The following is a 26,553-nucleotide window of genomic DNA, read 5'->3' on the forward strand; positions in this document are numbered from 1 at the left end:
CTTCGTTCACGAGGCACGTGCGACGGCCGATTGCGAGGCCGTCAGTTCGTCGATCAGCGTGGCGGCGTGCTGCGGACGATGGAAGAGATAGCCCTGGCCGTAGTCAAGCCCCATCTGGTGGAGCGTGCGGCATTCCTCTTCGGTCTCGATGCCCTCGGCAATAACGGTGCAGTTCATCTTGTGGGAAAGCGTGGTGATGCCTTCGATCAGCATCCGGCTCTTCTGACGCACGTCGTCGTCGCCGTCGTTGATCGCGCGAGTGAAGGACTGGTCGATCTTGATGATGTCGACGGGGAAACGGTTGAGGTAGCTCAGCGACGAATAGCCCGTGCCGAAATCGTCAAGCGCGATGCGGCAGCCGAAACGACGAAGCTCCGTGACGATCAAGCGGATCTGCGGGTTGTCGTGCATCAGCACGGCTTCGGTGATCTCGACGACGATGCGCTCGGGGCGGATGCCGTGGCGGCCGATGACGGCGGCAAGACGGGCCGGCAGCGCCGGCTCGAACTGCAGCGGCGAGAAGTTGATGGCGAGATAGGTATCCTGCATGCCTGATATGCGGGAAATCTTCGCGAGGTTGGCGATCGCCTTTTCCATGATGACGTTGCCGACGCGGACGATCTTTGCCGTTTCCTCGGCGACGCTGATGATCTCGGCCGGCGGCATCATGCCCTTCTGCGGATGGTTGAGGCGCATCAGCGCCTCGAAACCGGCAATGCCGCGGCCGTTCAGGGTGACGATCGGCTGCAGGAAGGCTTCGAACCAGTTGTCGACCAGGCCGGCTTCGATATTGGCCTCGATTTCGGCGCGGCTGCGAGCGCGGTCGAGCATGGCATTGTCGAAGAGCTGCGCGCCGTTCTTGCCGTCGCGTTTCTTGGCATACATCGCCATGTCGGATTTTTGCAGCAGCTCGGCCGCGGTTGCAGCATGATGCGGATAGATGGCGATGCCGACGGAAGCGCTCAGATGCATGTCGGGGGCGAATGGCGTTTCGAAGATCGAGGCAATCTGCTCGCACATCACCTTGGCGCGGCTTTCGGCGTCCTTGGCCGGCAGCAGGATGGCAAATTCGTCGCCGCCGAGACGGGCCGCCTCGTCGGAGGGGGCAAGATGGGTCTTCAGGCGCTCGACTAGCTCGACCAGCGCCATGTCACCGGCGGCATGGCCCATATTGTCGTTGATCCACTTGAAACGGTCGAGATCGACGAAGAGACAGGCGAGTTCCTGGCCGGCGGCATCGGCGGCGGCGATCTTGTTGTCGAGGACGGCTTCGAAGCCCTGGCGATTGAGAAGCCCGGTCAGGTGATCGGTGATTGCCTGGCGGTGATTGCGGTCCTCGGACGCCTTGAGTTCGGTCACATCGGTCATGACCGATAGCGAGAGGCGGTCCTGAGCGCCAGCTCCCGCCTCCGATTCCATGATGAGGACGTCCATGGTGCGGCCATCCAGGCAAACGAACTTGACGGTGACGGTCATGCCGCTTTCGGCTTGGCGGCGCTTGACGAATTTGTTGCGGGTCGCGGGGGTGACGAGATTGGCGAAGTTGCGGCCGATGACGGCGGCGCGGTTATAACCTGTGGCAAGCAGCCAATAATCGCTGACGGCGGTGATGCGGTCTTCCTCGTCGAGCGAGAAGAGCATGGCGGGCGTCAGATTGTAGATGTCGGTGGCGCGGCGGTGTGCGAACTTCAGCTCCTTTTCCTCGCTTTCGAGCTTGGTCTGCATCTCGTTGAAGCTATGGGCAAGCCGTCCCATCTCGTCGTTCGACTGCCAGTCGACATGATGGCGGGAGCCCAACTGGCGGGTGGCCTCGATTGCCGCGGTCAGCCGCATCAGCGGCTGGATGACGAAGAAGCGGTTGCCGATCAGCGCCGTGCCGAAAACGGTCAGCACCGCGAAGATGAAGATCGAGATGAAGACGACCTCTTCCTGCTTCAGGCCGGAAAACAGGCCGAGCGCAGGATAATAGACGCTGATGCTGCCGAGGTTCTTCGGACCGTCGACGTTGTTATAGATGATGGCGCGCGACACCTGCACCAGCTTGCCGTCGAAGGAGCGCGGAATGGTGGACTGGCTGACGTCGAGCTGGCCCGACTGGTCACGCACTTCGACCTTGACGATGGCGCCCTGGGAAACGACCGTCGCGCTGATCTGGGTGACGCTGTCCTCGTCAAGGTCCCACAGGGGTTTGGCCAGCGCCTGGGCATTGGCGACAAGAAGAACGGAGATATGGTCGCGTATTTCCTTGTCGGCCCGTTCCGAGGAAAGAAAAAGGAAGAGAACAAAGAGGGGAGCGACAAAAACAAGCAGCGCTCCGCAAACTATCGCAAAAAATCTGTTCTCAACGGAATTGTTCATGGTTCCGTCTACTCCCCGGGCCGGCCGTATTTGCTGTCGCGCGTTGAGGCGGGCTTCTTCGCAGCTGACGGAGCATGCTTTCACGAATTTGTTAAATGTTGCTGAAACGGGTGTTTCCGGGCAATGAAAAGCCCGCTTTCCAGGGGAAAGCGGGCCATATGCTTTACAAATTGGTCGAAGCGATCAGGCTTCGGCTTCGCCTTCCGCGGCGCTCTCATCGATGCCGGCAGCCGGAGCGATGATCGTCGCGATCGTGAAGTCGCGGTCGATGACCGGGGTGACACCCTTCGGCAGGGTGACTTCCGCGATATGGATGCTGTCGCCGATCTTCTTGCCGCTGAGGTCGATGTTGAAGAACTCGGGGATCGCATCGGCCGGGCAGTGAACTTCGACTTCATGGCGAACGATGTTCAGAACGCCGCCAACCTTGAGGCCCGGTGACTTCTCTTCGTTGATGAAGTGCACGGGGATTTCGACGGTCACTTGGGTGTTGCCGGAGACGCGCAGGAAATCGACATGCATGGTGAAGTCACGGACCGGATCGAGCTGGTAGTCCTTCGGCAGAACCTTGTGCTTCTTGCCGTCGACTTCGATCGTCGCCACGGTGGTCATGAAACCACCGGCGTGAATGCGCTTCGTCACCTCATTGGTGTTGAGAGCGATGGAAATGGGGGCCTGCTTGTCACCATAGATGACAGCGGGAATCAAACCGTTGCGGCGAAGTTCACGGGCGGACCCCTTACCAACCCGTTCGCGCGCCTCGGCCTTGAGCTCGTAAGTTTCCTGGCTCATGGCTATTCCTTTCGAGGTTATTTGGAGAGTTCGGCGGCGGGCAAAAGCCTTGTTCCGACGAACCGGAGGCGGGATGACCCGACCTCATCCGCGTTGCCTCCAAGGGTGTCTACACGGACCGGTGGCCTATATTATAAGTCGATCGGAAACGCAAGTTGCGGATTTGAGTTGTTTTTTGCCCATATACACGCTTTCGCCAAGGTTTCACCATCGAAAACGAAATCGGCGGCGATTAATAAATCCTGCGTTTACCCGCCAATATAAGCAGGGCCGTCTCAATTTGCCGGTTGCCTCTCACGTTGCGCGTCCTTTCCTGCATCACAGTCGAACACAGCCTTCCGCATCTGATCTTCGCCACCGTTATCTGTGTGCTCGGATCGATGCTGTCGATGCGCCTCTTCACCCGGGTGCGCCGATCGCAGGGGCTGCAGAAAACCAACTGGCTGTTTCTCTCCGGTTTCGTTGGCGGCTCGACCATCTGGACGACGCATTTCATCGCCATGCTCGGTTACCAGACGCCGGTGGCGAACGGCTATGGGCCGACGCTGACGCTGCTGTCGCTGTTTGCCGCCGTCGCGACGACGATGATCGGCTTTGCCATCGCGTCAATTGCGCAGAAGAGCGCGCTTATCGAGGCAGGCGGCGTGATCGTCGGCCTCGGCATCGCGGTCATGCACTATGTCGGGATCGCCGGTTACGAGATCGAGGGTCGTCTCGAATGGCAGACCTCCTATGTCGTCACCTCGCTGGTCTTGGCCGGCTTGTTCGGCGCAGTCGCCACCAATCGCGTCTGCCGGCCGATCACGCGTTTCTGCCGCCACGGGGCTGCCCTTTCGCTGATCCTTGCGATCGTGCTCACGCATTTCACCGGGATGGCGGGGCTGACGATCCTGCCGGATGCCACTGTTGCGGCACCCACCGAGATCATCTCTGACGGCATCATGACCGGTCTCGTCAGCGCCGTCATGATCATCATCCTGGCGCTGGGCGCCTCCACCTATATCATCGACATGCAGTCGACCCAGGCAGCCGTCGAGCGTTATCGCCATCTGTCGCTGCATGACCCGCTGACCAATCTTGCCAATCGCGCCGCCTTCAACGAGCATCTGTCGGCGCTGGTCAACAAGCCGAAGGACATGACGGCCAATATCGCCGTGCTCTCCTTCGACCTCGACCGTTTCAAGGAAATCAACGACGTTCACGGCCACGCCGCCGGCGATGCCGTGCTGCGCGCCGTCGCCGAACGGCTGTCCAGGATCATGCAGAACGGCCGGTTCGTGGCGCGGGTCGGCGGCGACGAGTTCGTGGCGGTCATGTGCGATTATTTCGTCCGTTCGGACGCCAAGGGACTGGCGCAACGCATGCTCGACGAGATCGCCCGGCCGATCGAATGGAACGGCCATGCGCTGACCGTCGGCTCCAGTATCGGTATCTCCACCTATTCCGGACAGGCGAACACTTTGGACGACCTGCTGTCACAGGCCGATACGGCCATGTATCGGGCAAAATCGACAGCGACCAACAGCATATGCTTCTACGAGCCCTCGATGGACCAGGCAGCGCGCGAACGCAACGCGCTGGCGAGCGAGATGCGGGAGGGATTGGCACGCGGCGAATTCGAGCTGTTCTACCAGCAGCAGAATGACACGGTGACGCGCGACATCATTGGCCTGGAAGTGCTCCTGCGCTGGAGACATCCTGTGCGCGGCTACATCTCACTCGTCGAATTCATTCCGATCGCGGAGAAGACCGGCTTTATCATTGAGCTTGGTGAATGGGTGCTGCGGGCCGCTTGCGCGGAAGCGGCGACCTGGAAGAACCCGTTACGCATCGCCGTCAACGTCGCGCCGCAGCAGCTCGGCGACAACCGCCTACCGCAGATCGTGCATCAGATCCTGCTTGAGACCGGCCTGCCGGCGGCGCGACTCGAGATCGAAATCACCGAATCCGGCATCATCGCCGATCATCAACATGCGCTTCAGGCCATCCGCCGGCTGAAAGCGCTCGGCGTAAAGGTGGCGATGGACGATTACGGCACGGGTTATTCGTCACTGTCGACACTGCACAGCTTCCCGTTCGACAAGATCAAGATCGACCGCGCCTTCGTCGACGGCGTCGTCACCAACAAGCAGTCTGCGACAATCGTGCGTTCGACGCTAATTCTTGCAGCAAGCCTCGACATACCGGTGCTTGCTGAAGGCGTCGAAAACGAAGACCATATCGACTTCCTGCGACGGGAAGGCTGTCTGCAAGTGCAGGGCTTCCTCTTCGGTAAGCCGGGACCGCGCTCGGGGCATCGAGGCGATCGTCAACGGCGAGGTGCCGGCCGTACAGCACGAAACGGTTCTTGCGCCGGTCGTGAAGAAATCCGCGGCCGCGTGAGCGGCAAATTGCCCTTCTCTGCCGCAGCTGAGGTTGACATCCGCGCGCTTCGCATCTTTGGATGGCCCGCATTCAAAAAAGCGGCTGAGGAGAAATCGGACTATGCGTCTCAAACTTGTCACGGCAACGAGCTTGCTGGCACTTTGCCTTGTCACCACGGCCCAGGGTGTCGAGATCAATCAGGATGGCGCCAATGCGGTCAAGGACACGCTGACGAAGCTGCTTCCCGAGGATCTGGCGAAGAGCGGCCTGATCACCGTCAATCCGGCGGGGGCGCGATATGAGATCATTTACGATCTGGCGAAGCTGCTTGCCAAGGCCGATCCGGCGACATTCGCGATCAACGGGCTGACGCCGTTCTCGATGTTCGCCACGCCGCTCGACAGCGGGCTCTGGAACATCGAGGGTGACAACAACCTCAACGTTTCCGGCCATTTCAGAGGCCCCGACCAGAAGCCGACGGACTTTTCCTACTCCATCGCTTCGCTTGTCTACACCGGCGTCTTCGATCCGGCGATCAGCTATCTGCGCTCCGGCACCTTCACCGGCAAGGACATCAAGGTCACCAGCAAGTCCGACACCGAGGAAGTCCATGCCAGTATCGCCGCGATCGACCAAAAGCTGAGTTCGACGGACAGCGCAGGCGGCAACGGGCGTATCGATTTTGCGGGCAGCGGCTCGATGTCCACTTTCGTGGAGCAGGTTTCCGGCCTGCAAATGCCGCCCGTTGAAATCCGTGCCGATTCGATCGATTTCGATGCCAAGGTGAACGGCCTGCCGGCCAAGCAAATCCGCGAGATCGTCCTTTTCGTTCTCGACCATCTCGAGGAGAAGGAACTGAGCCCGGAGAATAGCGACAAGATAAAGGGAATGCTCAAGCAAGCCTTCCCGATTCTTGCCTCTTTCAGCGAAACAATCGGGGTCAACAATCTGACCGTCAGCAGCCAGATGGGCAATGGCGGCGTCAAGGCGTTTGGTTACAACCTGGCCATCGATGGGCCGAGCGATGCCATGCGTTTCGGCTTCGGCATGAATGCGCAGGACATCAGACTCGACAGCCCGCTGATGCCGCCAAGCTATTCGCCTTTCATGCCGACCAGCTTCGAGCTGCAACTCGCCATGCCGAATCTGGATTTCGCCACCTTCGGCGACGCCTTCATGGCGGTGGATTTCAGCAGCGCCGAGGCGCCGGAGACGAGCGGCGAGGAGATGGCGAAGAAGCTCTTCCGCGATGGCCGGCTCGCCATCGAGTTTCCGAAGGTCAGCGCCAAGTCCGATGTCTATGACCTCGACATGACCGGCAAGATCGAGGGACGCGTCGATACCCAGAAGGACTATTCGATGGAGGCGACGATCCTTGCCCGTGATCTCGACAAGACGATTGCCGCGGTTCAGGAGCTTGCCAAGACGGATCCCGATCTCAACCAGGTCTCCTTCGGCATCATGATGGTGAAGGGTTTCGCCAAGACCGATGCAGATGGCCGCTCGCGCTGGGACATCAGCGTCAGCCGCGACGGCGCGATCGCCGTCAACGGGCAGGTGGTCAAGGGGCCGGATAGTCTGGATCAGGAGCCAGACCAGGAGCAGGAACCGGATCAGGATCAGGACGCGGTACCTGCGCCGCCGCAGCAGCCTTGAGCATTATCAAATTAGGATCAGAAATGAAAAAGCCGGCCTTGTGCCGGCTTTTTTGCGCCCAACGATCGCAACGGCGGTTTATTCTGGGCTTTCGTTGTCACCGAACGCGGCTCGGCGACTATCAACGGCCAGCAATTCATGCGGCTCGAAGAGCATGCCCAGTAATAGCTTGGTAGTCCATCTGATGCAGAAATTGAAAGAGCCGGTCGAATGCCGGCTCTCTTTAATCGAAGAGGCTGGAGACGGACTCTTCCTGAGCCGTTCGGCTGATGGCTTCGCCGATCAGCGGCGCCGTCGTTACGATGCGGATATTGTGCGCCGAGAGAACCGCCGTGGTCGGCTGGATCGAATCCGTGATGACGAGTTCGCGCAGCTTCGAGGAAGTGACGCGGGTGACTGCGCCGCCCGAGAGAACGCCGTGGGTGATATAGGCGGTGACGCTGGATGCGCCCTTGGCCAGCATCGCGTCGGCCGCGTTGCAGAGCGTGCCGCCGGAATCAACGATATCGTCGATCAGCAGGCAGTCCTTGCCGGTGATGTCGCCGATGATGTTCATGACTTCGGATTCACCCGGCCGCTCGCGACGCTTGTCGACGATGGCCAGAAGACAGTCCAGCCGCTTGGCAAGCGCGCGGGCACGCACCACACCACCGACGTCAGGCGAGACGACCACGACGTTGCTGAGGTCATAATGGCTCTTGATGTCGCGCGTCAGCACGGGCATAGCGAAGAGATTGTCGGTCGGAATATCGAAGAAGCCCTGGATCTGCCCGGCATGGAGATCGAGCGTCATGACACGGTCGGCGCCGGCTTCGGTAATGAGGTTTGCGACCAGCTTGGCGGAGATCGGCGTGCGGCCGGAGGCTCGGCGGTCCTGGCGGGCATAGCCGAAATAGGGAAGGACGGCGGTGATGCGGCGGGCTGACGAACGACGCATAGCGTCGATCATGATCAGCAGTTCCATCAGGTGGTCGTTTGCGGGAAAAGCGGTGGGCTGTACAAGGAAAACGTCCTCGCCGCGCACATTTTCCTGGATTTCCACGAAGATTTCCTGATCGGCAAACCTTCGAACACTGGCTTTCCCCAAGGGAACGTTGAGATAGTTGCAGATCGCTTCGGCGAGTTGCCGGTTCGAATTGCCCGCGAAAACCTTCATTTTGGTCCGCCTGTTACGCGCTGATAGCCGCGCTTTTTAGTCAGCTTCCCCGTGAATGCAAGGGCAAAGGCGCCACAGCCTTCCATATTTGCAAAAAGTTTGTGACTAACCGCCCTGAGCCTGCCGCCAGGAGGTGAATTCCGCGATGGTTTTCGAGGCGATCTGCTGCATCACCGAAGCCGGAACGCCCGCCCAGGGATCGGCCGCGGCCGTCGGCACGCTTTCCTGTCCCTGGATGCGGTGCAGGCGGCCCCCGCCGCTGTCGAGAATGTCCCAGACATAGACCACGGTGACCTTGCCGTCGTCGCTGAAGGCGGAGAGGTAGCCCTTGAGGATGTAGTCGCTGCTCGCATCGTTCGAACTTTTGATGGAAAGGCCGTGCGCGCGCGCCTCGGTACCGAGCTGGCGCGAGAGCGGTGTCACGGCCTGCACCGGCGCGCCGATGATCGGTAGGAAGCGCACGGTATTGCCGCGGGCGGAGGAGGAACTGGGGGGGAGGGCGGCGGTCTGCTGCGGCTGTTGCGCCTCGGCCGGCGGAGCCGGCTGTGCGGCAAGCTCACCACTGGCCGCCGGCGGGGGCAGCGATTGTCCGTCGATCGGGGCAGAGGCGGCCGGTGAGGAGCCGCTTCTCGACAGGGCATCTGCCTGTTCCTGCATCGTCGTCGGTGCCGCGCCGGTGCCGGGTCGATAGGCCCGCTGCGACTGATCATAGGCTGGATGGTAGCCGCCCTGCTGCGAGTTTCCCGAGAAACTCGGCTGGCGGGTGCCTGCCAAGCGCTCGGCTTCGCTTTGCGTCACCGGGCTCGACGGGGCGCCCCCGGAGGAATTGCCGATGTCGACCTGTGGCGTCAGCGCATCGGTCGTGTTGCAGGCTATCAGTAGAGCCATGACGAACAGGAGCGTGGGCACAATCGCAGCTCGCGTCATCCCTTGGTCCGTCCTTCCCGCAATCGCAATCAGCCCCACCCGAATTTATGCGGGTGGGGACGGTCGTCTGTCAATTCCGGATTCTCACCGGTCAGAGCCCGATGAAATCGAGCGGATGACGGGATAGCGCGCGCGGCGCATCCGCTGTCGTCAGATAGGTCTGGCCGAGCGTCATCGCCGTTCCCGTATCGGAATCGGCGATGATCATGTGCACGAAGAGCGACATGTTCGGCTCGATCGGCTGCGGATTGCCGACATGGAACATCTGATGCTCCATCCAGGACGGCGAGAAGCGGGCGCCGAGCGAATAACCGCAGGCATTCAGCCGGTGGCGGGCCAGGCCGCGCTCGTCGATGATCCTGGCATGCATGTCGAAGACATCGCCGAAGGTCTGGCCGGGCTTGAGCACGGTCTCGATCGCCTCGATGGTTTCGCGGCAGGCGTTGTATAGCTCGCGGTGGCGATGCGTCGGCTCGCCGATGACGATCGTGCGCATCATGGCGGCATGGTAATGCGCATAGGCGCCGGCCCATTCGAGCGTCAGTTGGTCGTTGGCGTCGAGCTTGCGGCGGCCGGCCTTGTAGCGGCAAAGCAGGGCGTCGGCGCCGGAGCCGATGATGAACTCGTTGGCGGGGTAGTCGCCGCCGCCGGAAAAGATCGCGCCCTGCATGGCGGCGAGGATATCGGCCTCGTCGGCGCCGGGTTTTGTCAGCCGGATCGCGGCATCGAGCGCATCGTCGGCGAGAACGGCGGCACGCTCGACATAGGCGACCTCCGTCGGGCTCTTGATCAGGCGCAGGCGGCTGACGAGGTAGGAGGCGTCGACGATCTGGCCGAAGGTGGTCAATTGCGCGTCGAGCAGCCGGGCGACGCGGCCGGTCATGCCGTGCGTATCATATTCGATGCCGATGCGGGCGCCGAGCAGGTCCATCTCGACCAGCAGGTTCTTCAGGTCGAGCGTCGGGTCGGCATTGACCCGGTCGACCCAGATATGGATGTCCTCGAGGATCGAGGTATGCCTGGCCTGGCGAAGATCGGCCGAGCGGGTGATCAGCGCCATGGTGCCGTCGCTCTTGACGACCAGCGTCTGGAAGAAGCAGTAGCCGAAGGTGTCGTAGCCCGTCAGCCAGTACATGCTTTCCTGGGCGAAGAGCAGCAAGGCGTCGAGCTTTTCTTCCTTCATCTTCTCGGTGAGGCGCGCAAGCCGGCTTGCGAATTCGGCCTTTTCGAAGTGCAGTGCCATTCTGCTCAAGTCTCCCTGATTGATATCGCGGAAATCTGGCGGCCGTAATCCGGCTCCTTGCGATGTGTCGTCCTGCGGTAGGAAAAGAAGCGCTCGTTGTCCGGATAGGTGCAGAGGCCGAGGCTTTCCGCACGCACGCCGGCTTTCGTCAACCGGTCGACAGTCAGCGCCGGCAGGTCGAACATGGCGTGGCCGGGCGTTGCGGAAGGCACGAAAAAGCGCTCGTCCTCCGGGTTTTCGGCGACGAAACGCTCGACGAACTCAGGGCCGACCTCATAGCTCGCCTGGCTGATTGAGGGGCCGAGGCAAGCGACGATGCGAGCGCGGTCCGCACCCAGTGCCTCCATGGCGGCGATGGTGTTTTCGAGCACGCCCGTCAGCGCGCCCTTCCAGCCGGCGTGGGCAGCACCGATGACGCGATTGTCCGGGTCGGCAAACAGGATGGGTCCGCAATCGGCGGCGAGCACGCCAAGCGCAATGCGAGGGGTGCGCGTTACCATCGCATCCGCGTCGGGGCGGGCGCCGTCGTAATCGGCGCCGATCGTCACGACATCGGGGGAATGGACCTGATGCACGGTTGCCAGCCGCTCAACCGGCAGGCCGAACCAGGCGGCGACGCGACGACGGTTTTCCAGGACCTTGTCGCGTTCGTCGCTGGAGCCGAGGCCGACATTGAGGCCGCGATACAGCCCTTCGGAAACGCCGCCGGCCCGAGTGAAATAACCGTGCCGGATCGTGGTGCCCGCTGCTTCGTTCAGCAGCGCGCTTTCGATCGGTGCGGGAGAGGCCGCGTCCTGCATCTGTGATTCCGGGGTTTTCGAGGGGTTTGTTATTATCCCAAGCGCATCGCATATGCGGCGCGCTTCAAGTTCTTGTTTCGGGCCGATGTTGAACCAGCCGCGTGCGCCCTGTCAATCCACCGGACGAAAGGGCATGAGATCGAGGGGGGGATAGGAGACCGCCATCACCTTGAACAGTTCGCCCATCCGGCCTTCACCGGCGCCGGCGAGCCTTTCGACCGCCGCCTGGATGACCTGCTGGGTTTGCGGTTCGCGATCGCGGCCGAGCGCGGTTGCGCGCTCGATGATGCCGAGGCCGGTCAGGAAATCACCCTGATGCAGGGCGCCGTTCAGATGGAGGCCGGCCGCAAGCGCCGTTTCGGCGAGCTGCTGGAAGTCGACATGGCTCGTCAGATCGGCTTCGCCGGGATGGGCGAGCGGCGGGTCGAATTCATGCATGCGCACGGCCTGCAGCGTATCGCCGAAGCCGGTGACGAGATGGCCGTAGTCGATTGTAAGCGCCGTGCCGCCGAAGGCGCGCAGCCGCTCGCAGATCGCCATCATCACCGCCTGGCGGGCAGGCGAGATCTCAAAGAGGGTGCCGACCGGCACGTTCTGCACCGGTTCGGGCAGCAAGGTAGGATCGAGGCCGGCGACGCCGGCGGCGAAAGTCAGCTCGCCATCGGCGTCGATACCGACCATGCGCTCACGGAACCCCATCGGCATGCGGACGAACTGGCGGATCGGGATGGCGTCGAAGAGTTCGTTGGCGGCAATCAGCGTGAAGCCGGGTGGTACTTCGTCGAAGCCATCGTGCCAGGTGATCTTCTCGCCGTGGGGTTCGAGCGTCTGGCTCTGGATGTCGCGCAGGCGCTCGCTGGTTTCGACGAGATGCACGGTCATGGCGTCGAAAAGCGGTGGAGCGATGCGGGAGATGACGCGCAGCATGTCTGATATCATGGTGCCGCGGCCGGGGCCGATCTCGACGAGGCGGACGTCTGTCGGTGTGCCGTGGCGCTGCCACGCATGGACGATGAACACGCCGATCATCTCGCCGAAGATCTGGCTGACCTCCGGCGCGGTGACGAAATCACCGGAACGGCCGAAGGGCTCGCGGGTGCGGTAATAGCCGTGTTCGGGGTCTGCGAGGCAGAGCGAGAAATAATCGGTGACGCTGATCGGGCCGTTGGCCTGGATAATCGCCTTGATCTTTTCGCCTAGAGCGGTGGTCATGTCGCGCGTCCTGCCGTTTCAGAGCTGCAGCGCAGCCTGGCGGCGGGCCCGCAGCATCGCCCAGAGGCCAAGCAGGATCATCGGGAAGGAGAGCACCATGCCCATGGTCAGCCAGCTCGTGCCGACGAGGTAACCGAGCTGGGCATCAGGCTCGCGGAAGAATTCGACGAAGATGCGCGACAGCGCATAACCGCAGACGAAGACGCCTGTAATGAAGCCGGGGCTTTTCAGCGCGCGCATGCCATAGACGAAGGCGGCCAGCACCAGGAGCAGAACGATGCCTTCGAGACCGGCTTCGTAAAGCTGGCTCGGATGGCGGGCGAAGGGACCGCCGGTCGGGAAGACAACGGCCCAGGGCACGTCGGTCAACCGGCCCCACAGCTCGCCATTGATGAAATTGGCGATGCGGCCGAAGAACAGACCGAAGGGAACGACGGCGGCGACAATGTCGAACAGGCTCCAGACCGGGATGGCGTTACGGCGGGCAAAGAGGATCATGGCGATCGTCGTGCCGGTCAGACCGCCATGGAAGGACATGCCGCCGTTCCAGATCTCGAGCGCACGGACGGGAGTGCGCAGGACGGCGGGGAGATCATAGAAGAAAATATAGCCGAGACGACCGCCGAGGACGACGCCAAGCGCTGCCCAGACGATGAAATCATCGAGCTGCGTCTTTGATATCGGCGAGACGTTGCCGGGCCAGAGACTGTCATTGGCGGCGATGCGACGCGCATAGGCCCAGCCGAGCAGGATGCCGGCGACATAGGCGAGACCGTACCAATGAATCGCCAGCGGGCCGATCGAAAAGGCGATCGGATCGATATCCGGGAAAGGCATGATGGCAAGGAGATTGGCTGCTGTCGGCAAGGTTTTCCACCTGTTGAGTTGCGCGGAACATGCCGCTGCGATCCCGGACGGTCAAGTCCATTGTTCGTGATGGCCCGTTCCCGGCCGGTTCCGGCAAGCTTATCCCGTGTAAAGCGCTTGCATCGTCGATGGCGAAGCCCTACCTCAATCCTCGAGGCCCTGAAGGGCTGAATTCACCTCATGCGAAGGGAGAAAAACGCCATGACGACCGGAACGAACCGCATCATGGACGAATTCGCCAAGCTGATGACCGATGCGGCCGGTGCCGCCCAGGGCGTCCGCAAGGAGATCGAAACCGCCTTCAACGCCCAGGCCGAGCGTTGGCTGAACAGCATGGACATCGTCAAGCGCGAGGAGTTCGAGGCCGTGCGCGAGATGGCGATCAAGGCACGCGACGAGAACGAGGCGCTTGCCGCCCGCATCGCAGCACTCGAGGCGAAGCTTGCCGGCGAGGGCGCTTAAGTCCCGATACGACACAGATGCGGCGTTGCCTTCATGCCACACGCCGCATCTTCCTTAAAAAAACCAGGTGAGTTTTCCACCTGTGGACACTGCCAAAAAAGCCAATTCGCAGAGTCGCTTATTCTCCCTTCTGAATTGAATTTCGAAGAGCCTTTCCACAGTGGTCGGTCCTATTTTCGGTTCAGGGGGCTGGCAGGGGACCAGGGGCGCTATACACTGATTTTAAATGATGATTCGAAGCGACGTGGTAAGCTCCGGGCAGGTTATCTGCGTTAAGTCTGGCAGCGGTTCAACGATCATCCGAGTGGTGGTTCCGGTATTTTGCGTGTGTCTTTCTTGTGTTCGTACACCAAGTTAGGTCGCATTCGTTCCGGTCAAGAAGGTGCTGCATGAACCTGATGGAATTGGAAGTCGAGCGTCAGTCGAACCCGGTCGATATGATCGAGTACGTTGCCTCCAACAATGACTGGTCGTTCGAACGGTCCGGCGAGGACGAGATCGCGATGACGGTCGAGGGCCGCTGGACGGACTACCACGTCTCCTTCTCCTGGATGGAGGAATTCGAGGCGCTGCACCTTGGCTGCGCCTTCGATATCAAAGTTCCCGACATCAGGGTCAACGAGGTGGTCAAGCTGCTCTCGGCGATCAACGGGCAGGTGCTGATGGGTCATTTCGACCTCTGGCGCCAGGAAGATGTCGTCATTTTCCGCCAATCGCTGCTGCTTGCCGGCGGTGCGGAGCCTACCAATCGCCAGGTGGAGGTGCTGCTTTCCAGCGCGCTTGACACCTGCGAGGCCTATTTCCAGGCATTCCAGTTCGTCGTCTGGTCCGGCATGGAAGCGACGAAGGCGATGGAAGCCGTGCTGTTTGAAACGGTCGGCGAGGCATAAGATGCCGACGAAGGCTTTCTCCTCGACACATCCCGTCGTTCTGATCGGTGCCGGAAACATGGGCGGGGCGATGCTCTCCGGCTGGCTGAAAAGCGGCGTTCCGGGCTCGGCCGTCATCGTTGTCGATCCGGGCCCGTCGCCGGCGATGCTTTCGACGATCAGCGAGGCTGGCGCGACCCATCTGACTGCGCTTCCTACGGATTTGAAGGCAAGCGTGCTGTTTCTGGCAGTCAAGCCGCAGGTGATGGAGACGGTGCTGCCGGCGGTGAAGAGTGCCATCGGGCCGGACACGGTCGTCGTCTCGGTCGCGGCCGGCAAGACGCTCGGTTTCCTCGAGAAACATCTCGGCAAGGCCGCCATGGTGCGGGCCATGCCGAACACGCCAGCCATGGTCGGGCGCGGCGTCACCGGTGCTTTTGCGAATTCAGGGGTCAGCGATCCGCAGCGCGAACGCGTCCATGCCCTTCTGCACGTCTCGGGGCCGGTCGAATGGGTGCCGGCGGAAGCCGATATCGATGCCGTGACGGCGCTTTCGGGCAGCGGTCCGGCTTATGTATTCTATCTCGTCGAATGTATGGCGGAGGCAGGCCGTAAACTCGGCCTGCAGGCGGACCTCGCCATGCGTCTTGCGCGGGAAACAGTCGCGGGGGCTGGTGAACTCATGCACCAGTCCCCCGACGACGCTTCGCGGCTGCGGGAAAATGTGACCTCTCCCGGCGGCACGACGGCGGCGGCGCTCGCCGTGCTGATGGCCGAAGACGGCATGCAGCCCTTGTTCGACGCAGCCCTTGCGGCGGCGCGCAAGCGAGCCGAGGAACTGGCTGGCTGACGGAGACCATATGGCAGAAGAGATCACCTACGCCGATTTCGAGCGTGTCGATATCCGCGTCGGCACGATCATCGAAGCCAGCCCCTTTCCGGAGGCGCGCAAGCCGGCGTTCAAACTCCTGATCGATTTTGGTCCTGACATCGGCATCAAAAAGTCCTCAGCGCAGATCACCGTGCATTATACGACGGAAAGCCTGATCGGCCGGCAGGTGCTCGGCGTCGTCAATTTCCCGCCGCGCCAGATCGGGCCGTTCCGCTCGGAAGTGCTGACGCTGGGATTCGAGGACGAAAACGGCGCGATCGTGCTTGCTGCGGTCGAACAGCCGGTGCCGAACGGCAGAAGAATGATGTGAGCGCGAGCTTACAGCTATTTGTTCCGGGCTTCACGTGGCAGGATCGGATCCTCCACGAGGTTTGATCTCCTGCAGGAATGGATTGCTTCGCCGCTCGTCGCCGATGCGGCTGCCGGGGCCGTGGCCGCAGATGAAGCCGACGTCGTCGCCGAGCGGCAATACCTTGTCGCGGATCGAATCGAGAAGGTGCTGATGATTGCCGCCCGGCAGGTCGGTGCGGCCGATCGAGCCGTTGAAAAGCACGTCGCCGAGATGGGCGAAATTCTGCGCACGGTTGAAATAGATGACGTGGCCGGGGGCATGGCCGGGCGTGTGATAGACTTCGAATTCATGGGCGCCGAAAGAGATCTTGTCGCCGTCCTTCAGCCAGCGGTCGGGCACGACGTCGCGCAATCCTGATATGCCGTATTTTTCAGCCTGGGTTTCGATCCGTTGCAGCAGCGGCAGATCGTCCTGATGCGGGCCGACCACGTCGACGCCGAGGGCCTCCTTCAATTCACTGGCGCCGCCCGCATGGTCGAGATGGCCGTGTGTCAGCCAGATTTCATTGATGGTCAGGCCGTTCTGGGCAATCGCCTGCAGGATGAGCGGCACGTCGCCGCCGGGATCGACGACGACGCCTTCCTTGGTATCGGGATCGAAGAAGATCGTGCAGTTCTGCTGGAAGGGTGTCACCGGAATGATGCCGGCCTGGAGCATGCCCATATGTGCCTCGCTTCGTGTCTCTATTGCTTCGGGTATAGTCCGAAACCACGGCAAGGACAGCCGGAATCTTCCGCCATTGCGGCCTGCCTCACGGCAAAAAGACGGACTGAAACAAGAGTTTATGCCTCTCTTCGCCACTGCCGTAGAGCGGAAAAATCGAATTTTGTTTAATTCTCCAAGGTACTTGGATGAAATCTCCGACAAGCGGCGTTTCGCTGGGCGGAGTGCCGGGGAACATCGGGGAACCCCGCGCGTTGTCAGCGCATCGAAACCAAGGAGACGCTCACATGACGTTGAAGAGAAACATTCTGTTGGCTGGAGCCGTGCTCCTGGCGAGCGGCGGTCTTGCGCAGGCGGAGATGATGGCGACAACGGTCAATGATCTCAACGTTCGCGCCGGCCCGGGCCCGCAATATCCCTCGGTCGGCCTTGCCACCCGCGGCTCGACCGCGGTCCTCGACGGCTGCATCGAAGGCAGCCGCTGGTGCCGCGTCGACGTCAACGGCATGCGCGGCTGGGTCTATGCTGATTATCTGCAGGTCGATCATGGCGGCACGTCTGTTATCGTCGAACAGCACCGCGCCGAGATCGGCGTTCCCAGCGTGACTTACGAGTCGACCGCGAGTGTCGTTCCGGCCGATCCGCAGCCGGCACCGGGCGACGAGTTGCTCGGCCCCGTCGGTGCGGTCGAGACCATCACCCCACCGGAGACAGTCCGCACCTACATCGAGACCAATCCGGGTGAGACGGTGCAGCTCGGCGGTGACGTCGTCGTCGGCGCGGAAGTGCCTGCCGATGTCACCTTCCAGTCGATCCCGGATTACGAGTATCGCTATACCAGGATCAACGACCGGCCGGTGCTGGTCGATCCCGGTACACGCCGGATCGTCTACGTCTATCAGTGACGTGATCGACAGAAACGAGGCGAGGCGGACGTCGGACCGCCTCGTTCCGGGGCGGTTCTCCCTGCCTTAATCCCGCATCGGTTGATTTTTCTTAACGCTTTCCTCCGAAATATGATAATATACTAATATGCCGAAGGTTCGGCATGGATCGGCGGTCGGGGAGATCGCCAGAGGAGGAAATCATGGAAGCGCTACTTCCGCTCATCACCCAATTGATTGCCGGTGCAATCGGCGGCAACGCCGCGAGCGCCGCTTTGAAGCAGCAGGCGATCAATGTCGTCGCCCGTACGATCGCGGGTGCGATCGGCGGCGTTGCCGGCGGTATGCTGCTCAGCATGGTCGGTGGGGAAGCGGCTATGACCGGCCTGATCGCCGACGGCATCGGCGGCTTGATCGGCGGCGGCATTCTCTCGACGCTCGCCGGACTGGTCATGGCACGGGCGCATAGATAAAAGGCCCGATGGGTCTGTATCTACAGCGCCGCACGTCTTTTCGAGAGCCGCAAAGGACGCCGTAGCACTTTGAACTGCTGCATCCTTAAATCGATTCCTATTTAAGGAATTATGCGGTAGCCGGACCGATTGCGTGAGGGGCTTATTCGGCGGCGACGGCCGCCGGATAGACTTCCTTCATGTGGTCGTTCATCCGTGTTTCGAGATCATCGATGGCGTGAAGCGATACGGGCCGATTTCGGAAACCGGGTTGATGACGTCTGGCGGGTGATACCGTTCAGAAAGCAACCCGGGGTCGGCGTGTGAATGACGCCATCCTTGATGAAGAAGATGTTGGCGCCGGTCGCATCAGTGACCTGACCGAGATAATCGAGCATCATCTCCCCAGACTCCTCCGGCGCTTCACGCGCCATGCCTGTTGATTGTTATCCCCATTACGTTTTATCCACAGACGCAAGGGGAAATCGCGTATTGCGTCGGAGTGCCGGACGGGCCTTGTTTTCCGGGGAAATGCCAGGGAAATGAGAGGCCGTGCGGGCTCCCGCAGAGTTCGTGGAAGCTGATAGCGACGCAAATTTATGTCAATAAGGCTGACATATCTTCGCGAAAGCTTCCGGCAGCGCGCGGAAAAGAAAGGAAATGCCGAGTGTCACGACAGACCGGCCCGAAAGCAGGCAAGCCGGAGCCGCTAGCCACGCCGATGGAAGATACTGATATCATCGATTTCGAGATCATCGAGCTGTTCTTCTTCGCCTATCGCGACTTCGTTTCCGATCCTGACGCTATCCTCGAAAAGAGCGGCTTCGGCCGGGCGCATCACCGCGTCGTACATTTCGTCAACCGCAATCCCGGCATGACGGTAGCCGATCTTCTCGAAACGCTGAAGATCACCAAGCAGAGCCTTGCAAGGGTGCTGAAACAGCTGATCGACTCAGGCTATATTCGCCAGGTGGCAGGTCCTGAAGACCGGCGGCAGCGCAAGCTCTATCCGACGAAATCGGGACGAGAGCTGGCGCTTGCCCTTGCCGAGCCGCAATCGCGCCGCATTGAGCGGGCATTCGAAGGGGCTTCTGCGGAGGTGCGGGAGGGCGTAAAAGCTTTCCTCAGCGGCATGCGGGACAGACAGAAGGCGGATTGAATGGCGGTCAAGACAGATATTTCCGACGATGCGGCGCACTTGCTGGTGGTCGATGACGACTCCCGCATCCGTGCGCTGCTCAATCGCTATCTCGCCGAGAACGGCTTCCGCGTCACCGTCGCCGCCGACGGCGCTGAGGCGCAGCGCAAGCTTGCGGGTCTCGATTTCGACCTGATCATCATGGATGTGATGATGCCCGGCGAATCCGGCATCGAGGTTACCCGCGGGCTTCGCGCCATCAAGAACGTCCCGATCATCATGCTGACGGCTCTGGCAGAATCGGGCAACCGCATCGAAGGCCTTGAGGCGGGCGCCGACGACTATCTTTCCAAGCCCTTCGACCCGCGCGAACTGGTGCTGCGCATCAACAACATCCTGCGCCGCAACGCCGGCGGCGAGGGACCGAAGATCGAACAGGTGATGTTCGGCCCCTACACTTTCTCGCTGACCCGCAAGGAGCTGAAGAAAGCCAGCGAGGTGATCCGGCTCACCGACCGCGAGCAGGAGATCATGCTGCTCTTTGCGCGGCGCGCCGGCGACACGATCCCCCGCCATGAACTGATCGGCAACGATACCGAAGTCGGCGAGCGGACGATCGACGTGCAGATCAACCGGCTGAGGCGTAAGATCGAGGACGATCCCGCCAATCCCGTCTGGCTGCAGACCGTGCGCGGCATCGGATACAGGCTGAGCATCGACTAAACTCAAGGTTCGGGACCGGCGCTGATGGTGACGATCGAAAGCTTGCGGCGGGAAGACCGCACTTCTGCGCCGGGCTGGCGCTCGATCGTCCGCTGGCTGCGCCGGCGGCTGCCGACCGGACTTTACGCGCGCTCGCTGCTGATCATCATCATTCCGATGGTGCTCCTGCAATCCGTTGTCGCCGCCGTTTTCATGGAGCGCCACTGGCAAATGGTAACGGAGCGGCTGTCGCTTGCGGTCACCCGTGACATCGCCGCGATCATCGAGATCATCGAGACCTATCCGCAGAATTCGGACTATAGCGAGATCATCCGCATCGCCCGCGACCAGCTCAGCCTGCAGATCTCGATCGAGCCGGACGGCGACCTGCCGCCACCGCGCGTCAAGCCGTTCTTCTCGATCCTCGACGGCATCCTCAGCGACGAGATCACTGACGAGATCCATCGGCCTTTCTGGATCGACACGGTCGGCAACTCGAACCTCGTCGAGATCCGCATCAAACTCGACAACAAGATCCTGCGGGTGCTGACCAAGCGCAGCCAGACCTATGCCTCGAACACGCATATCTTCATCGTCTGGATGGTCGGAACCTCGCTGGTGCTGATCGGCATCTCGATCCTCTTCCTGCGCGGGCAGATCCGGCCGATCCTGACCTTAGCGCGTGCGGCCGAAAGCTTCGGCAAGGGGCAGAAGCCCGACAATTTCTATCCGCGCGGCGCCGACGAGGTCAGGCGCGCCGGTCTTGCCTTCATCCTGATGCGCGAACGAATCGAACGGCAGATCGAGCAGCGCACGGCGATGCTCTCCGGCGTCAGCCATGATCTGCGCACCATCCTCACCCGCTTCAAGCTGCAGCTGGCGCTGGCCGGCGACAATCCCGACCTGCATGGCCTCAACGATGACGTCAACGACATGCAGACCATGCTGGAGGCCTACATGGCCTTCGCACGCGGCGAGGTCGAAGAGGATGTCGGCGAGCTGAGACTCAGTGAGATCTTTGCCAAGCTAGAATCCGATTTCGCCCTGCACGGCAAAAAATTCAGCTATTCGATCGAAGGCGATGACGATATCTCCGTCAGGCCGAACGCTTTCATGCGGCTCGTCACCAACCTTGCCTCGAATGCTCGCCGTTATGCCGATAGGCTCGACATCGAGGCCAAGCACAATGCCAAATGGCTGACCGTCATCTTCGACGATGACGGGCCTGGCATTCCCGAAAAGAACCGTGAGGACGTGTTCAAGCCGTTCTTCCGGCTGGATACGGCGCGCAACCTCGATGCATCAGGCACCGGGCTCGGCCTGGCGATCGCCCGCGACATCGCCCGCAGCCACGGCGGCAACGTCACGCTCAGTGACAGCCCGCTCGGCGGGCTGAGGGCAACGATCCGCATCCCCGCTTAGGCACGGGCGGCCGTCAGCTTCACGGCTTTGCGTGCATCGAAATCGTCCAGGTGTTCGACGATCCAGCGCCAGAGCGCGGCGACCTGCATGAGGAGGTCGCGTCCGAGCGGCGTCAACTCATATTCGACGCGCGGCGGCACTTCGGGATAGAGTGTGCGGATGACGAGGCCATCTCCTTCGAGGGTGCGTAGCGTCTGCGTCAGCACTTTCTGGCTGATGCCCTCGACCCTCTCCATAAGGCGCGAGAAGCGCAGGGGTGCGCCGGCATCAGAGAGCACATGCAGGATGCGCAGTGGCCATTTCGCTGCCGCCCGCTCGATCAGTTCGCGGGCCCGCGCATCCTGTTCGTCCGTCATGCTGCTGCAGAAATCGAACATGTCGCTGCTCACGTCAGTTACCTCAAGGTGTGTATAGATCGTCTGGGTACCTTCTTTCGATTGGATACAATAGACCATACATGAGCAGGGAACCAAAGAAGGAGGGTTTCCGATGTCCAGGGTCTGGTTGATAACGGGGAGTTCGCGCGGTCTCGGCCGGGCGCTGGCGGAGGCGGTTTTGGGCTCCGGCGACAATCTGGTGGCGACAGCGCGCGATCCCGGCCAGCTTGCCGATCTTTCCGAGCGGTATGGCGATCAGGTGCTGACGCTGGCGCTTGACGTGACCGACGAGGCGGCGGCAGCGGCGGCAGTCGAGGCGGGTGTGAAGCGGTTCGGGCGCATCGACGTGCTTGTTAACAATGCCGGCTACGGCAATGTCGGCTCGATCGAGGATACCAGCCTTGCCGATTTTCGAGCCCAGATCGAGACCAATCTCTTCGGCACGATCATCATGACCAAGGCAGTCATCGCCCTGATGCGCGGGCAGGGAGAGGGGCACATCATCCAGTTCTCGTCCGTCGGCGGCCGGATCGGACCTGCCGGGCGCGGCGCCTATTCGGCGGCGAAATTCGGTGTCGAGGGTTTTTCCGAGGTGCTGGCGAAGGAGGTCGCGCCATTCGGGATCAAGGTGACGGTGATCGAGCCCGGCGGCTTCAGGACCGATTTCGCCGGCTCCTCGACGGTGCTTGCCGAAGGGCGGCAGGACTATGCGGAGACGGTCGGTGCTACGGTGCGCTTCCAGCGTGCGTACAACGGCCGCCAACCCGGCGATCCCGCCAAAGCGGCCGCGGTCGTCATCCACATTGCCGGTCTCGACGAGCCGCCGTTCCGGCTGCTGCTCGGCAGCGATGCCGTGCGCAATGTCGAGAAAGCGGATGCGGCGCGTATCGAGGCCGATCGTGAATGGCGCGCCGTCAGCGTCTCGACCGATTTTGAGCCGGATGCCGAGGCAGGACCGATGCCTTGGGAAAAGAAGGCCGGTTGACGAGGCAAAAACAAAAGCGCCGCTGAGAAGCGGCGCTTTGTAGCAGGGATTGTTGTGAAATCAGCCGGCGGTGCAGAAGTGGCTGCGGCCGTCATAGCCGATGTAGGTGCCGCTGCGCGGATCGAAGGAGCGGTAACGGTAGGAGCAGTAGCGCTGCCATTGCGGCGACCAGGGCTCAACCGCCGTGCGAACCGGCGCGTAATATTGCGGCTGGTCGACATAGACGCGGCGGGGCGCGCGATAGACCGGAGCGGGCTCGTAGTAATCCGGCTCGTAGGCCGGGTCGATGTAGCGCCGCTCTTCGTAAACCGGACCGTTATTGGCATTGGCGATGGCAGAGCCGACGATCAAGCCGGTCGCAAGGCCGACGGCGCCGCCGACCCACGCATCGTTGTTGCCGTGATTGCCATGGCGCCAGTGGCGGTCGCGGGCCGACGCTTCACCGATGGCGGAAAGCGTGAGTGCGGCAGCGGTTGCCGTCAGCAAAAGGGTCTTGGCGAGCCTGTTCATAAGCATAATCCTAATCCCGGGAACCGAACGCCGGTCCCTTTCTCGATGGTCACAGTCGTACAGACCTGTAGCTGAACGAAGGCTGAACGACAAAACCCGGCATTGCTGCCGGGCTTCAACTCGAATTCTCCAGCCTTGTTAAGGGTTCAGCCCGCAATCTGCAGATTGACGGCCTTCGGCCCCTTGCCGCGGCGATCCGGCTCCGTGTCGAAGCTTACCTTCTGGTTTTCCGTCAGACCGGCCAGGCCGGAGGCCTGAACGGCAGAAATGTGAACGAAGATATCGGCGCCGCCCCGGTCCGGCTTGATGAAGCCGAAGCCTTTGTCGGTATTGAAGAATTTTACAGTGCCAGTCTCTGCCATGCCTCAGGTCCTTTTCTCTCTGCCCGCCATCCACACGGGCAGCATCATAGCATTGCCTCCTTGCAGGAGGTGTTGGCAGGCAATTCTTGAAATTTGAGAAAAAGGTCCCCTCTACCTCGGCCTGTTCCAGGCAGGACTTTCGCCCGCCATTTTTGGAACCGGCTGACCGGAATATTAGCGTTCCCGGCGCGCAAATACTTAAGGACTTCCCATGCTCGCAAAATGCCCGAACGCGCTGAGAGTGCTGCGATTAAAGGATTTTGGCAAGCAAAAGTTTTCTAACGTGTCGTTCGGGGCACACTCCTCTCGATCTCCAATTTGCGCAAAAACGCAAAATTCCCTTCGCCGATAGGGAATGATTAACGTTTTATATCGTCTGCAATATAAGTTCCGAGCAGATTTTCCCAAAAATGCAACGTGAACGCGTCTCCCGCATCTGATAAATTTTTTTTCCGATGGGTGACTCACCCATATTTGGACGCGTGTTCACGTAGCTGGCAGGCGTCGGCGGGTCAGTCCCGGCACGAGTTCGACCACAAGCATAGCGATAAACATGAGCGCGCAGCCTGCATAACCTGTTGCCGGCATCGTTTCGCCGAGCAGCAGGGCTGCAAGCGAGGCGCCGAAGAGCGCTTCGGAAGAAAGAAAGATCGCGGCCTGCGAGGGCGTCGTGTAGCGCTGGCCGATCACCTGCAGCACGAAAGCCACGCCCGAGGAGAAGATGCCGACATAAAGGATCTCCGGCGCCGCGGCCTGTATTGCCGAAAGGCTGACTGGTTCGACGGCTGCGGCAACGGCCAGCGCACAGACTGCGGTGACGGCAAATTGCGTGGCGGAGAGTGCGAGCGGTCTTCCGGTCTCGGAAACGGTCGTGCCGGCAAGGGTGATCTGAATCGCCCAGAAGACGGCACAGACGACGGTCAGCAGATCGCCAGGTGTCAGCGCCGAGAGATGGCCGCCGGAGAGGAGATAGATGCCGGTGACCGCCATCAGCGCGCCCGGCCAGATGATCCAATGCGGGGCACGGCGCAGAAAGAACACGGCGATCAGCGGCACGAAAACAACGTAGAGGCCGGTGATGAAGCTGGAATTCGTCACCGTCGTCGTCTGCAGTCCGACCTGCTGCGTGGCTGCGCCGCCGAAAAGGGCAAGGCCGGTCAGGATTAAGAGCTTGGCATGGCGTGCACTGGTCTTCTCCGTTGCCTTGCGCGCTTCAAAAAGGACAAAAGGCAGCACGGCCAGGGTGGCGACGGCAAAACGTAGGCCGATGAACCAGAAGGGGCCGATCGCCTTCATCGCCGTCGACTGTGCGACGAAGCCGCCGCCCCACATGGCAGCTGCAAGCAATAGGAGGAGGTTCGCCTGAACGCGCGTCATGTCATCCTCGATGGGAAGGAGATGTGCCCGAGCGGTTAGCAGTTGCGTTTGCTTTCGGCAAGGGTGAAGACTTCGTGCCGGTTGACGGAGGTGAAGACATGCGACGCGAGGAACGGAAGCCGGCCGGCGATGCGGCGGTAGCTGGGACAGCAGGCTATTCCGGCACGCCGCTCGTCAGGAAACTCGGCCTCGCACAGGGGCAGGCAGCCGCTCTTCTCGGCATTCCCGAATCGATCGGCGACATCAATGGTTTCGACGGCTTTGCTTCGGTCGTCCACACGCTTCCCGAGACGCCTCAACGTGCATTCGACTATGTGCATCTGTTTACGACGGAACGTGCGGCGCTGGAGGCCATCGCGCCCGCGCTTTTTTGTGCCCTGAGACCGGACGGTATGGTCTGGATCTCCTGGCCGAAGAAGAGTTCACGGGTTTCGACCGATATCACCGAGGACGTGCTGCGGGATGTTCTGCTCCCAACCGGTCTGGTCGACGTCAAGGTCTGCGCCGTCGACGAGATCTGGTCCGGGTTGAAATTCGTCATCCGCAAGGAACTGCGCGGCGCGTTATGACGTCTCAGCCGTTACGGGCTTGGGCTCTCGAGATCCTGAGCAGCGTGCCGTTGTTCTCGTCCGTCACCATCAGCAGCGCGCCGTCGGGGGCGACGACGACGTCGCGGATGCGGCCGTATTCGCCTTTGAACAGGCGCTCCTCGGCGACGAAGGCGCCGGTTTCGTCACGCTGCATGCGGGAGAGCAGCTGGAACTTCAGCGCCGCGACGAGGAAATTGCCGTCCCATTCCGGGAACATGGCGCCGCGATAGACGACGAGGGCGCCAGGCGCGATCGACGGGTCCCAATAATGCAGCGGCTGTTCCAGCCCTTTCTTGGCCGTCCCTTCGCCGATCTCAGAGCCTGAATAGTTGCGGCCATAACTGATGATCGGCCAGCCGTAATTCTTGCCGGCCTCGGGCTGGTTGATCTCGTCGCCGCCGCGTGCGCCGTGTTCGACGGTATAGAGCTTGCCATCCTTTGCGTCGAAGGTGATGCCCTGCGGGTTGCGGTGGCCTTTCGACCAGATTTCCGGCAGCGCCTTGCCGCCGTCCTTGAAGAGATTGCCGGCGGGGATACTGCCATCGGCATTGATGTGGATGATCGAGCCAGCATCGTCCTGCCAGTTCTGCGAGCGGTCGCGGTTGCCGCGATCGCCGACGCTGATGAACAGCGTTCCGTCACCTGATATCGCGATGCGCGAGCCGTACTGGATATTGCCTGACGTGAAACGCCGCATGCTGAAGATAGGCGTCACGGCATCGAGTGTCTTCTCGTCAGTGGAAAGCGTGGCGCTGAAGGCTTCGGTGCCGGAGCCCTGGCTGTTGGCGATGGCGGCGGTGAAATAGAGCTTGCGAGATGTCGCAAAGTCCGGAGCGAGCGCCACGTCCATCAGGCCGCCCTGGCCGCGGGCGCTGACTTTGGGCACGCCGCCGATCGGCTCGGAGACTTTGCCGTCGCGGACGATGCGCATGCGGCCAGGCCGCTCGGTGACGAGATAGGCGCCATCGGGCAACACCTCGACCGCCCAGGGATGTTCGAGGCCGTCGGCGAGCTTGTCGACACGGACGGCGAGATCCTGCGTGTTGATGGTATCGGCTGCATCCGCCGATACGGTGCCGAGCAGGACCAGCGCTGCGGCGAAATGGAAGGCGGACATTCTCTTCATCTTGCATCCCCGTCG

26 protein-coding genes and 2 pseudogenes are annotated in these 26,553 nt (G+C 61.4%); 13 read left to right on the forward strand and 15 right to left on the reverse strand.

Features of this window, described 5'->3' with window-relative positions; translation table 11 throughout:
• Positions 1-6: 6 nt before the first annotated feature.
• Together RWJ89_RS03090 and RWJ89_RS03095 are read right to left on the reverse strand one after the other, a co-directional pair.
• The gene (locus RWJ89_RS03090) at positions 7-2,358 is read right to left on the reverse strand and encodes an EAL domain-containing protein (RefSeq protein ID WP_316030558.1); all 2,352 of its coding nucleotides are present in this window, start codon (positions 2,356-2,358) and stop codon (positions 7-9) included.
• Between the two features lie 183 nt (positions 2,359-2,541).
• Entirely contained in the window at positions 2,542-3,150 is a 609-nt protein-coding gene (locus tag RWJ89_RS03095) for a 50S ribosomal protein L25/general stress protein Ctc (RefSeq protein ID WP_131664605.1), read from the reverse strand.
• A 299-nt stretch (positions 3,151-3,449) separates the two neighbouring features.
• On the opposite strand from RWJ89_RS03095, the pseudogene RWJ89_RS03100 reads away from it, so the two are divergent.
• Positions 3,450-5,532 (forward strand): annotated as a pseudogene (locus RWJ89_RS03100) (putative bifunctional diguanylate cyclase/phosphodiesterase).
• Positions 5,533-5,634: 102 nt separating this feature from the next.
• Positions 5,635-7,170 carry a hypothetical protein gene (locus RWJ89_RS03105; RefSeq protein WP_316030559.1) on the forward strand — a complete coding sequence of 512 codons (1,536 nt, stop codon included), beginning with the start codon at positions 5,635-5,637 and terminating at the stop codon, positions 7,168-7,170.
• Between the two features lie 223 nt (positions 7,171-7,393).
• Here RWJ89_RS03105 and RWJ89_RS03110 read toward each other — a convergent pair whose 3' ends face one another.
• The 6 genes from RWJ89_RS03110 to lgt all read right to left on the reverse strand — a co-directional run bounded on the left by RWJ89_RS03110 (position 7,394) and on the right by lgt (position 13,375).
• A complete protein-coding gene (locus tag RWJ89_RS03110) occupies positions 7,394-8,326 on the reverse strand; it encodes a ribose-phosphate pyrophosphokinase (protein WP_011652946.1) in 933 nt (310 codons plus the stop codon).
• Positions 8,327-8,431: 105 nt separating this feature from the next.
• Positions 8,432-9,253 carry a hypothetical protein gene (locus tag RWJ89_RS03115; protein WP_316030560.1) on the reverse strand — a complete coding sequence of 274 codons (822 nt, stop codon included), beginning with the start codon at positions 9,251-9,253 and terminating at the stop codon, positions 8,432-8,434.
• A gap of 91 nt (positions 9,254-9,344) precedes the next feature.
• Positions 9,345-10,496 (reverse strand): M24 family metallopeptidase, encoded by a 1,152-nt coding sequence (locus tag RWJ89_RS03120; protein ID WP_017961468.1) that lies wholly within the window; start codon positions 10,494-10,496, stop codon positions 9,345-9,347.
• Between the two features lie 5 nt (positions 10,497-10,501).
• Positions 10,502-11,296 (reverse strand): peptidoglycan editing factor PgeF, encoded by a 795-nt coding sequence (gene pgeF / locus RWJ89_RS03125; protein ID WP_316030561.1) that lies wholly within the window; start codon positions 11,294-11,296, stop codon positions 10,502-10,504.
• A gap of 111 nt (positions 11,297-11,407) precedes the next feature.
• Positions 11,408-12,508 carry a class I SAM-dependent methyltransferase gene (locus RWJ89_RS03130; protein WP_316030562.1) on the reverse strand — a complete coding sequence of 367 codons (1,101 nt, stop codon included), beginning with the start codon at positions 12,506-12,508 and terminating at the stop codon, positions 11,408-11,410.
• An 18-nt stretch (positions 12,509-12,526) separates the two neighbouring features.
• Positions 12,527-13,375, reverse strand: a complete 849-nt coding sequence (lgt, locus tag RWJ89_RS03135; RefSeq protein ID WP_131664609.1) for a prolipoprotein diacylglyceryl transferase — start codon at positions 13,373-13,375, stop codon at positions 12,527-12,529.
• A 201-nt stretch (positions 13,376-13,576) separates the two neighbouring features.
• On the opposite strand from lgt, the gene RWJ89_RS03140 reads away from it, so the two are divergent.
• The 4 genes from RWJ89_RS03140 (at position 13,577) to RWJ89_RS03155 (ending at position 15,908) form a co-directional block, all read left to right on the forward strand.
• Entirely contained in the window at positions 13,577-13,837 is a 261-nt protein-coding gene (locus RWJ89_RS03140) for an accessory factor UbiK family protein (protein ID WP_003541711.1), read from the forward strand.
• 389 nt (positions 13,838-14,226) lie between these two features.
• Entirely contained in the window at positions 14,227-14,727 is a 501-nt protein-coding gene (locus RWJ89_RS03145) for a YbjN domain-containing protein (protein ID WP_003541709.1), read from the forward strand.
• Position 14,728: 1 nt separating this feature from the next.
• Positions 14,729-15,556: a pyrroline-5-carboxylate reductase gene (gene proC, locus RWJ89_RS03150; RefSeq protein ID WP_077978895.1), complete on the forward strand. Its 828-nt coding sequence runs from the start codon at positions 14,729-14,731 to the stop codon at positions 15,554-15,556.
• Between the two features lie 10 nt (positions 15,557-15,566).
• A complete protein-coding gene (locus RWJ89_RS03155; RefSeq protein WP_131664610.1) occupies positions 15,567-15,908 on the forward strand; it encodes a tRNA-binding protein in 342 nt (113 codons plus the stop codon).
• Positions 15,909-15,938: 30 nt separating this feature from the next.
• Here the strand turns inward: RWJ89_RS03155 and RWJ89_RS03160 are convergent, their stop codons facing one another.
• Positions 15,939-16,613, reverse strand: a complete 675-nt coding sequence (locus tag RWJ89_RS03160; RefSeq protein WP_316030563.1) for an MBL fold metallo-hydrolase — start codon at positions 16,611-16,613, stop codon at positions 15,939-15,941.
• A 287-nt stretch (positions 16,614-16,900) separates the two neighbouring features.
• Here RWJ89_RS03160 and RWJ89_RS03165 point away from each other — a divergent pair, with 287 nt between their 5' ends.
• On the forward strand, positions 16,901-17,518 hold the full coding sequence (locus RWJ89_RS03165; RefSeq protein ID WP_131630504.1) for a DUF1236 domain-containing protein: 618 nt from the start codon (positions 16,901-16,903) through the stop codon (positions 17,516-17,518).
• Positions 17,519-17,700: 182 nt separating this feature from the next.
• The gene (locus RWJ89_RS03170) at positions 17,701-17,970 is read left to right on the forward strand and encodes a hypothetical protein (RefSeq protein WP_003541697.1); all 270 of its coding nucleotides are present in this window, start codon (positions 17,701-17,703) and stop codon (positions 17,968-17,970) included.
• 142 nt (positions 17,971-18,112) lie between these two features.
• On the opposite strand, the pseudogene RWJ89_RS03175 reads toward RWJ89_RS03170, so the two are convergent.
• Positions 18,113-18,380: pseudogene (locus tag RWJ89_RS03175) on the reverse strand (aminotransferase class IV); the annotation flags it as partial.
• Between the two features lie 236 nt (positions 18,381-18,616).
• Here RWJ89_RS03175 and RWJ89_RS03180 point away from each other — a divergent pair.
• From RWJ89_RS03180 to RWJ89_RS03190, 3 genes are read left to right on the forward strand one after another with little or no spacing between them, the layout of a single operon-like run.
• Positions 18,617-19,108 carry a MarR family winged helix-turn-helix transcriptional regulator gene (locus RWJ89_RS03180; RefSeq protein ID WP_017989072.1) on the forward strand — a complete coding sequence of 164 codons (492 nt, stop codon included), beginning with the start codon at positions 18,617-18,619 and terminating at the stop codon, positions 19,106-19,108.
• A complete protein-coding gene (locus RWJ89_RS03185; protein WP_011652933.1) occupies positions 19,109-19,810 on the forward strand; it encodes a response regulator in 702 nt (233 codons plus the stop codon). It begins immediately after the preceding gene.
• A 24-nt stretch (positions 19,811-19,834) separates the two neighbouring features.
• Entirely contained in the window at positions 19,835-21,211 is a 1,377-nt protein-coding gene (locus RWJ89_RS03190; RefSeq protein ID WP_017961457.1) for an ATP-binding protein, read from the forward strand.
• Here the strand turns inward: RWJ89_RS03190 and RWJ89_RS03195 are convergent.
• A complete protein-coding gene (locus RWJ89_RS03195; protein WP_170268445.1) occupies positions 21,208-21,666 on the reverse strand; it encodes a winged helix-turn-helix transcriptional regulator in 459 nt (152 codons plus the stop codon). The two genes, RWJ89_RS03190 and RWJ89_RS03195, sit on opposite strands and share 4 nt — an antisense overlap.
• A 34-nt stretch (positions 21,667-21,700) precedes the next feature.
• Between RWJ89_RS03195 and RWJ89_RS03200 the strand changes: the two genes are divergently transcribed.
• Positions 21,701-22,573, forward strand: coding sequence for an oxidoreductase (locus tag RWJ89_RS03200; protein WP_316030564.1), 873 nt, complete (start codon positions 21,701-21,703; stop codon positions 22,571-22,573).
• 60 nt (positions 22,574-22,633) lie between these two features.
• Here RWJ89_RS03200 and RWJ89_RS03205 read toward each other — a convergent pair whose 3' ends face one another.
• The 3 genes from RWJ89_RS03205 to RWJ89_RS03215 form a co-directional block, all read right to left on the reverse strand.
• Positions 22,634-23,089 carry a BA14K family protein gene (locus RWJ89_RS03205; RefSeq protein WP_017961454.1) on the reverse strand — a complete coding sequence of 152 codons (456 nt, stop codon included), beginning with the start codon at positions 23,087-23,089 and terminating at the stop codon, positions 22,634-22,636.
• A 140-nt stretch (positions 23,090-23,229) separates the two neighbouring features.
• A complete protein-coding gene (locus RWJ89_RS03210) occupies positions 23,230-23,445 on the reverse strand; it encodes a cold-shock protein (RefSeq protein ID WP_003561293.1) in 216 nt (71 codons plus the stop codon).
• Between the two features lie 486 nt (positions 23,446-23,931).
• The gene (locus RWJ89_RS03215) at positions 23,932-24,822 is read right to left on the reverse strand and encodes a DMT family transporter (protein ID WP_316030565.1); all 891 of its coding nucleotides are present in this window, start codon (positions 24,820-24,822) and stop codon (positions 23,932-23,934) included.
• Between the two features lie 98 nt (positions 24,823-24,920).
• On the opposite strand from RWJ89_RS03215, the gene RWJ89_RS03220 reads away from it, so the two are divergent.
• Complete coding sequence (locus RWJ89_RS03220; protein WP_131664613.1) at positions 24,921-25,391, forward strand: DUF3052 domain-containing protein; 471 nt, start codon at positions 24,921-24,923, stop codon at positions 25,389-25,391.
• A 4-nt stretch (positions 25,392-25,395) separates the two neighbouring features.
• Here the strand turns inward: RWJ89_RS03220 and RWJ89_RS03225 are convergent, their stop codons facing one another.
• Positions 25,396-26,538 (reverse strand): PQQ-dependent sugar dehydrogenase, encoded by a 1,143-nt coding sequence (locus tag RWJ89_RS03225; RefSeq protein WP_131664614.1) that lies wholly within the window; start codon positions 26,536-26,538, stop codon positions 25,396-25,398.
• Positions 26,539-26,553 lie beyond the last annotated feature (15 nt).

It is taken from the genome of Rhizobium sp. 10PS4 (assembly GCF_032464805.1).
Classification (GTDB): Bacteria; Pseudomonadota; Alphaproteobacteria; order Rhizobiales; family Rhizobiaceae; genus Rhizobium; species Rhizobium laguerreae.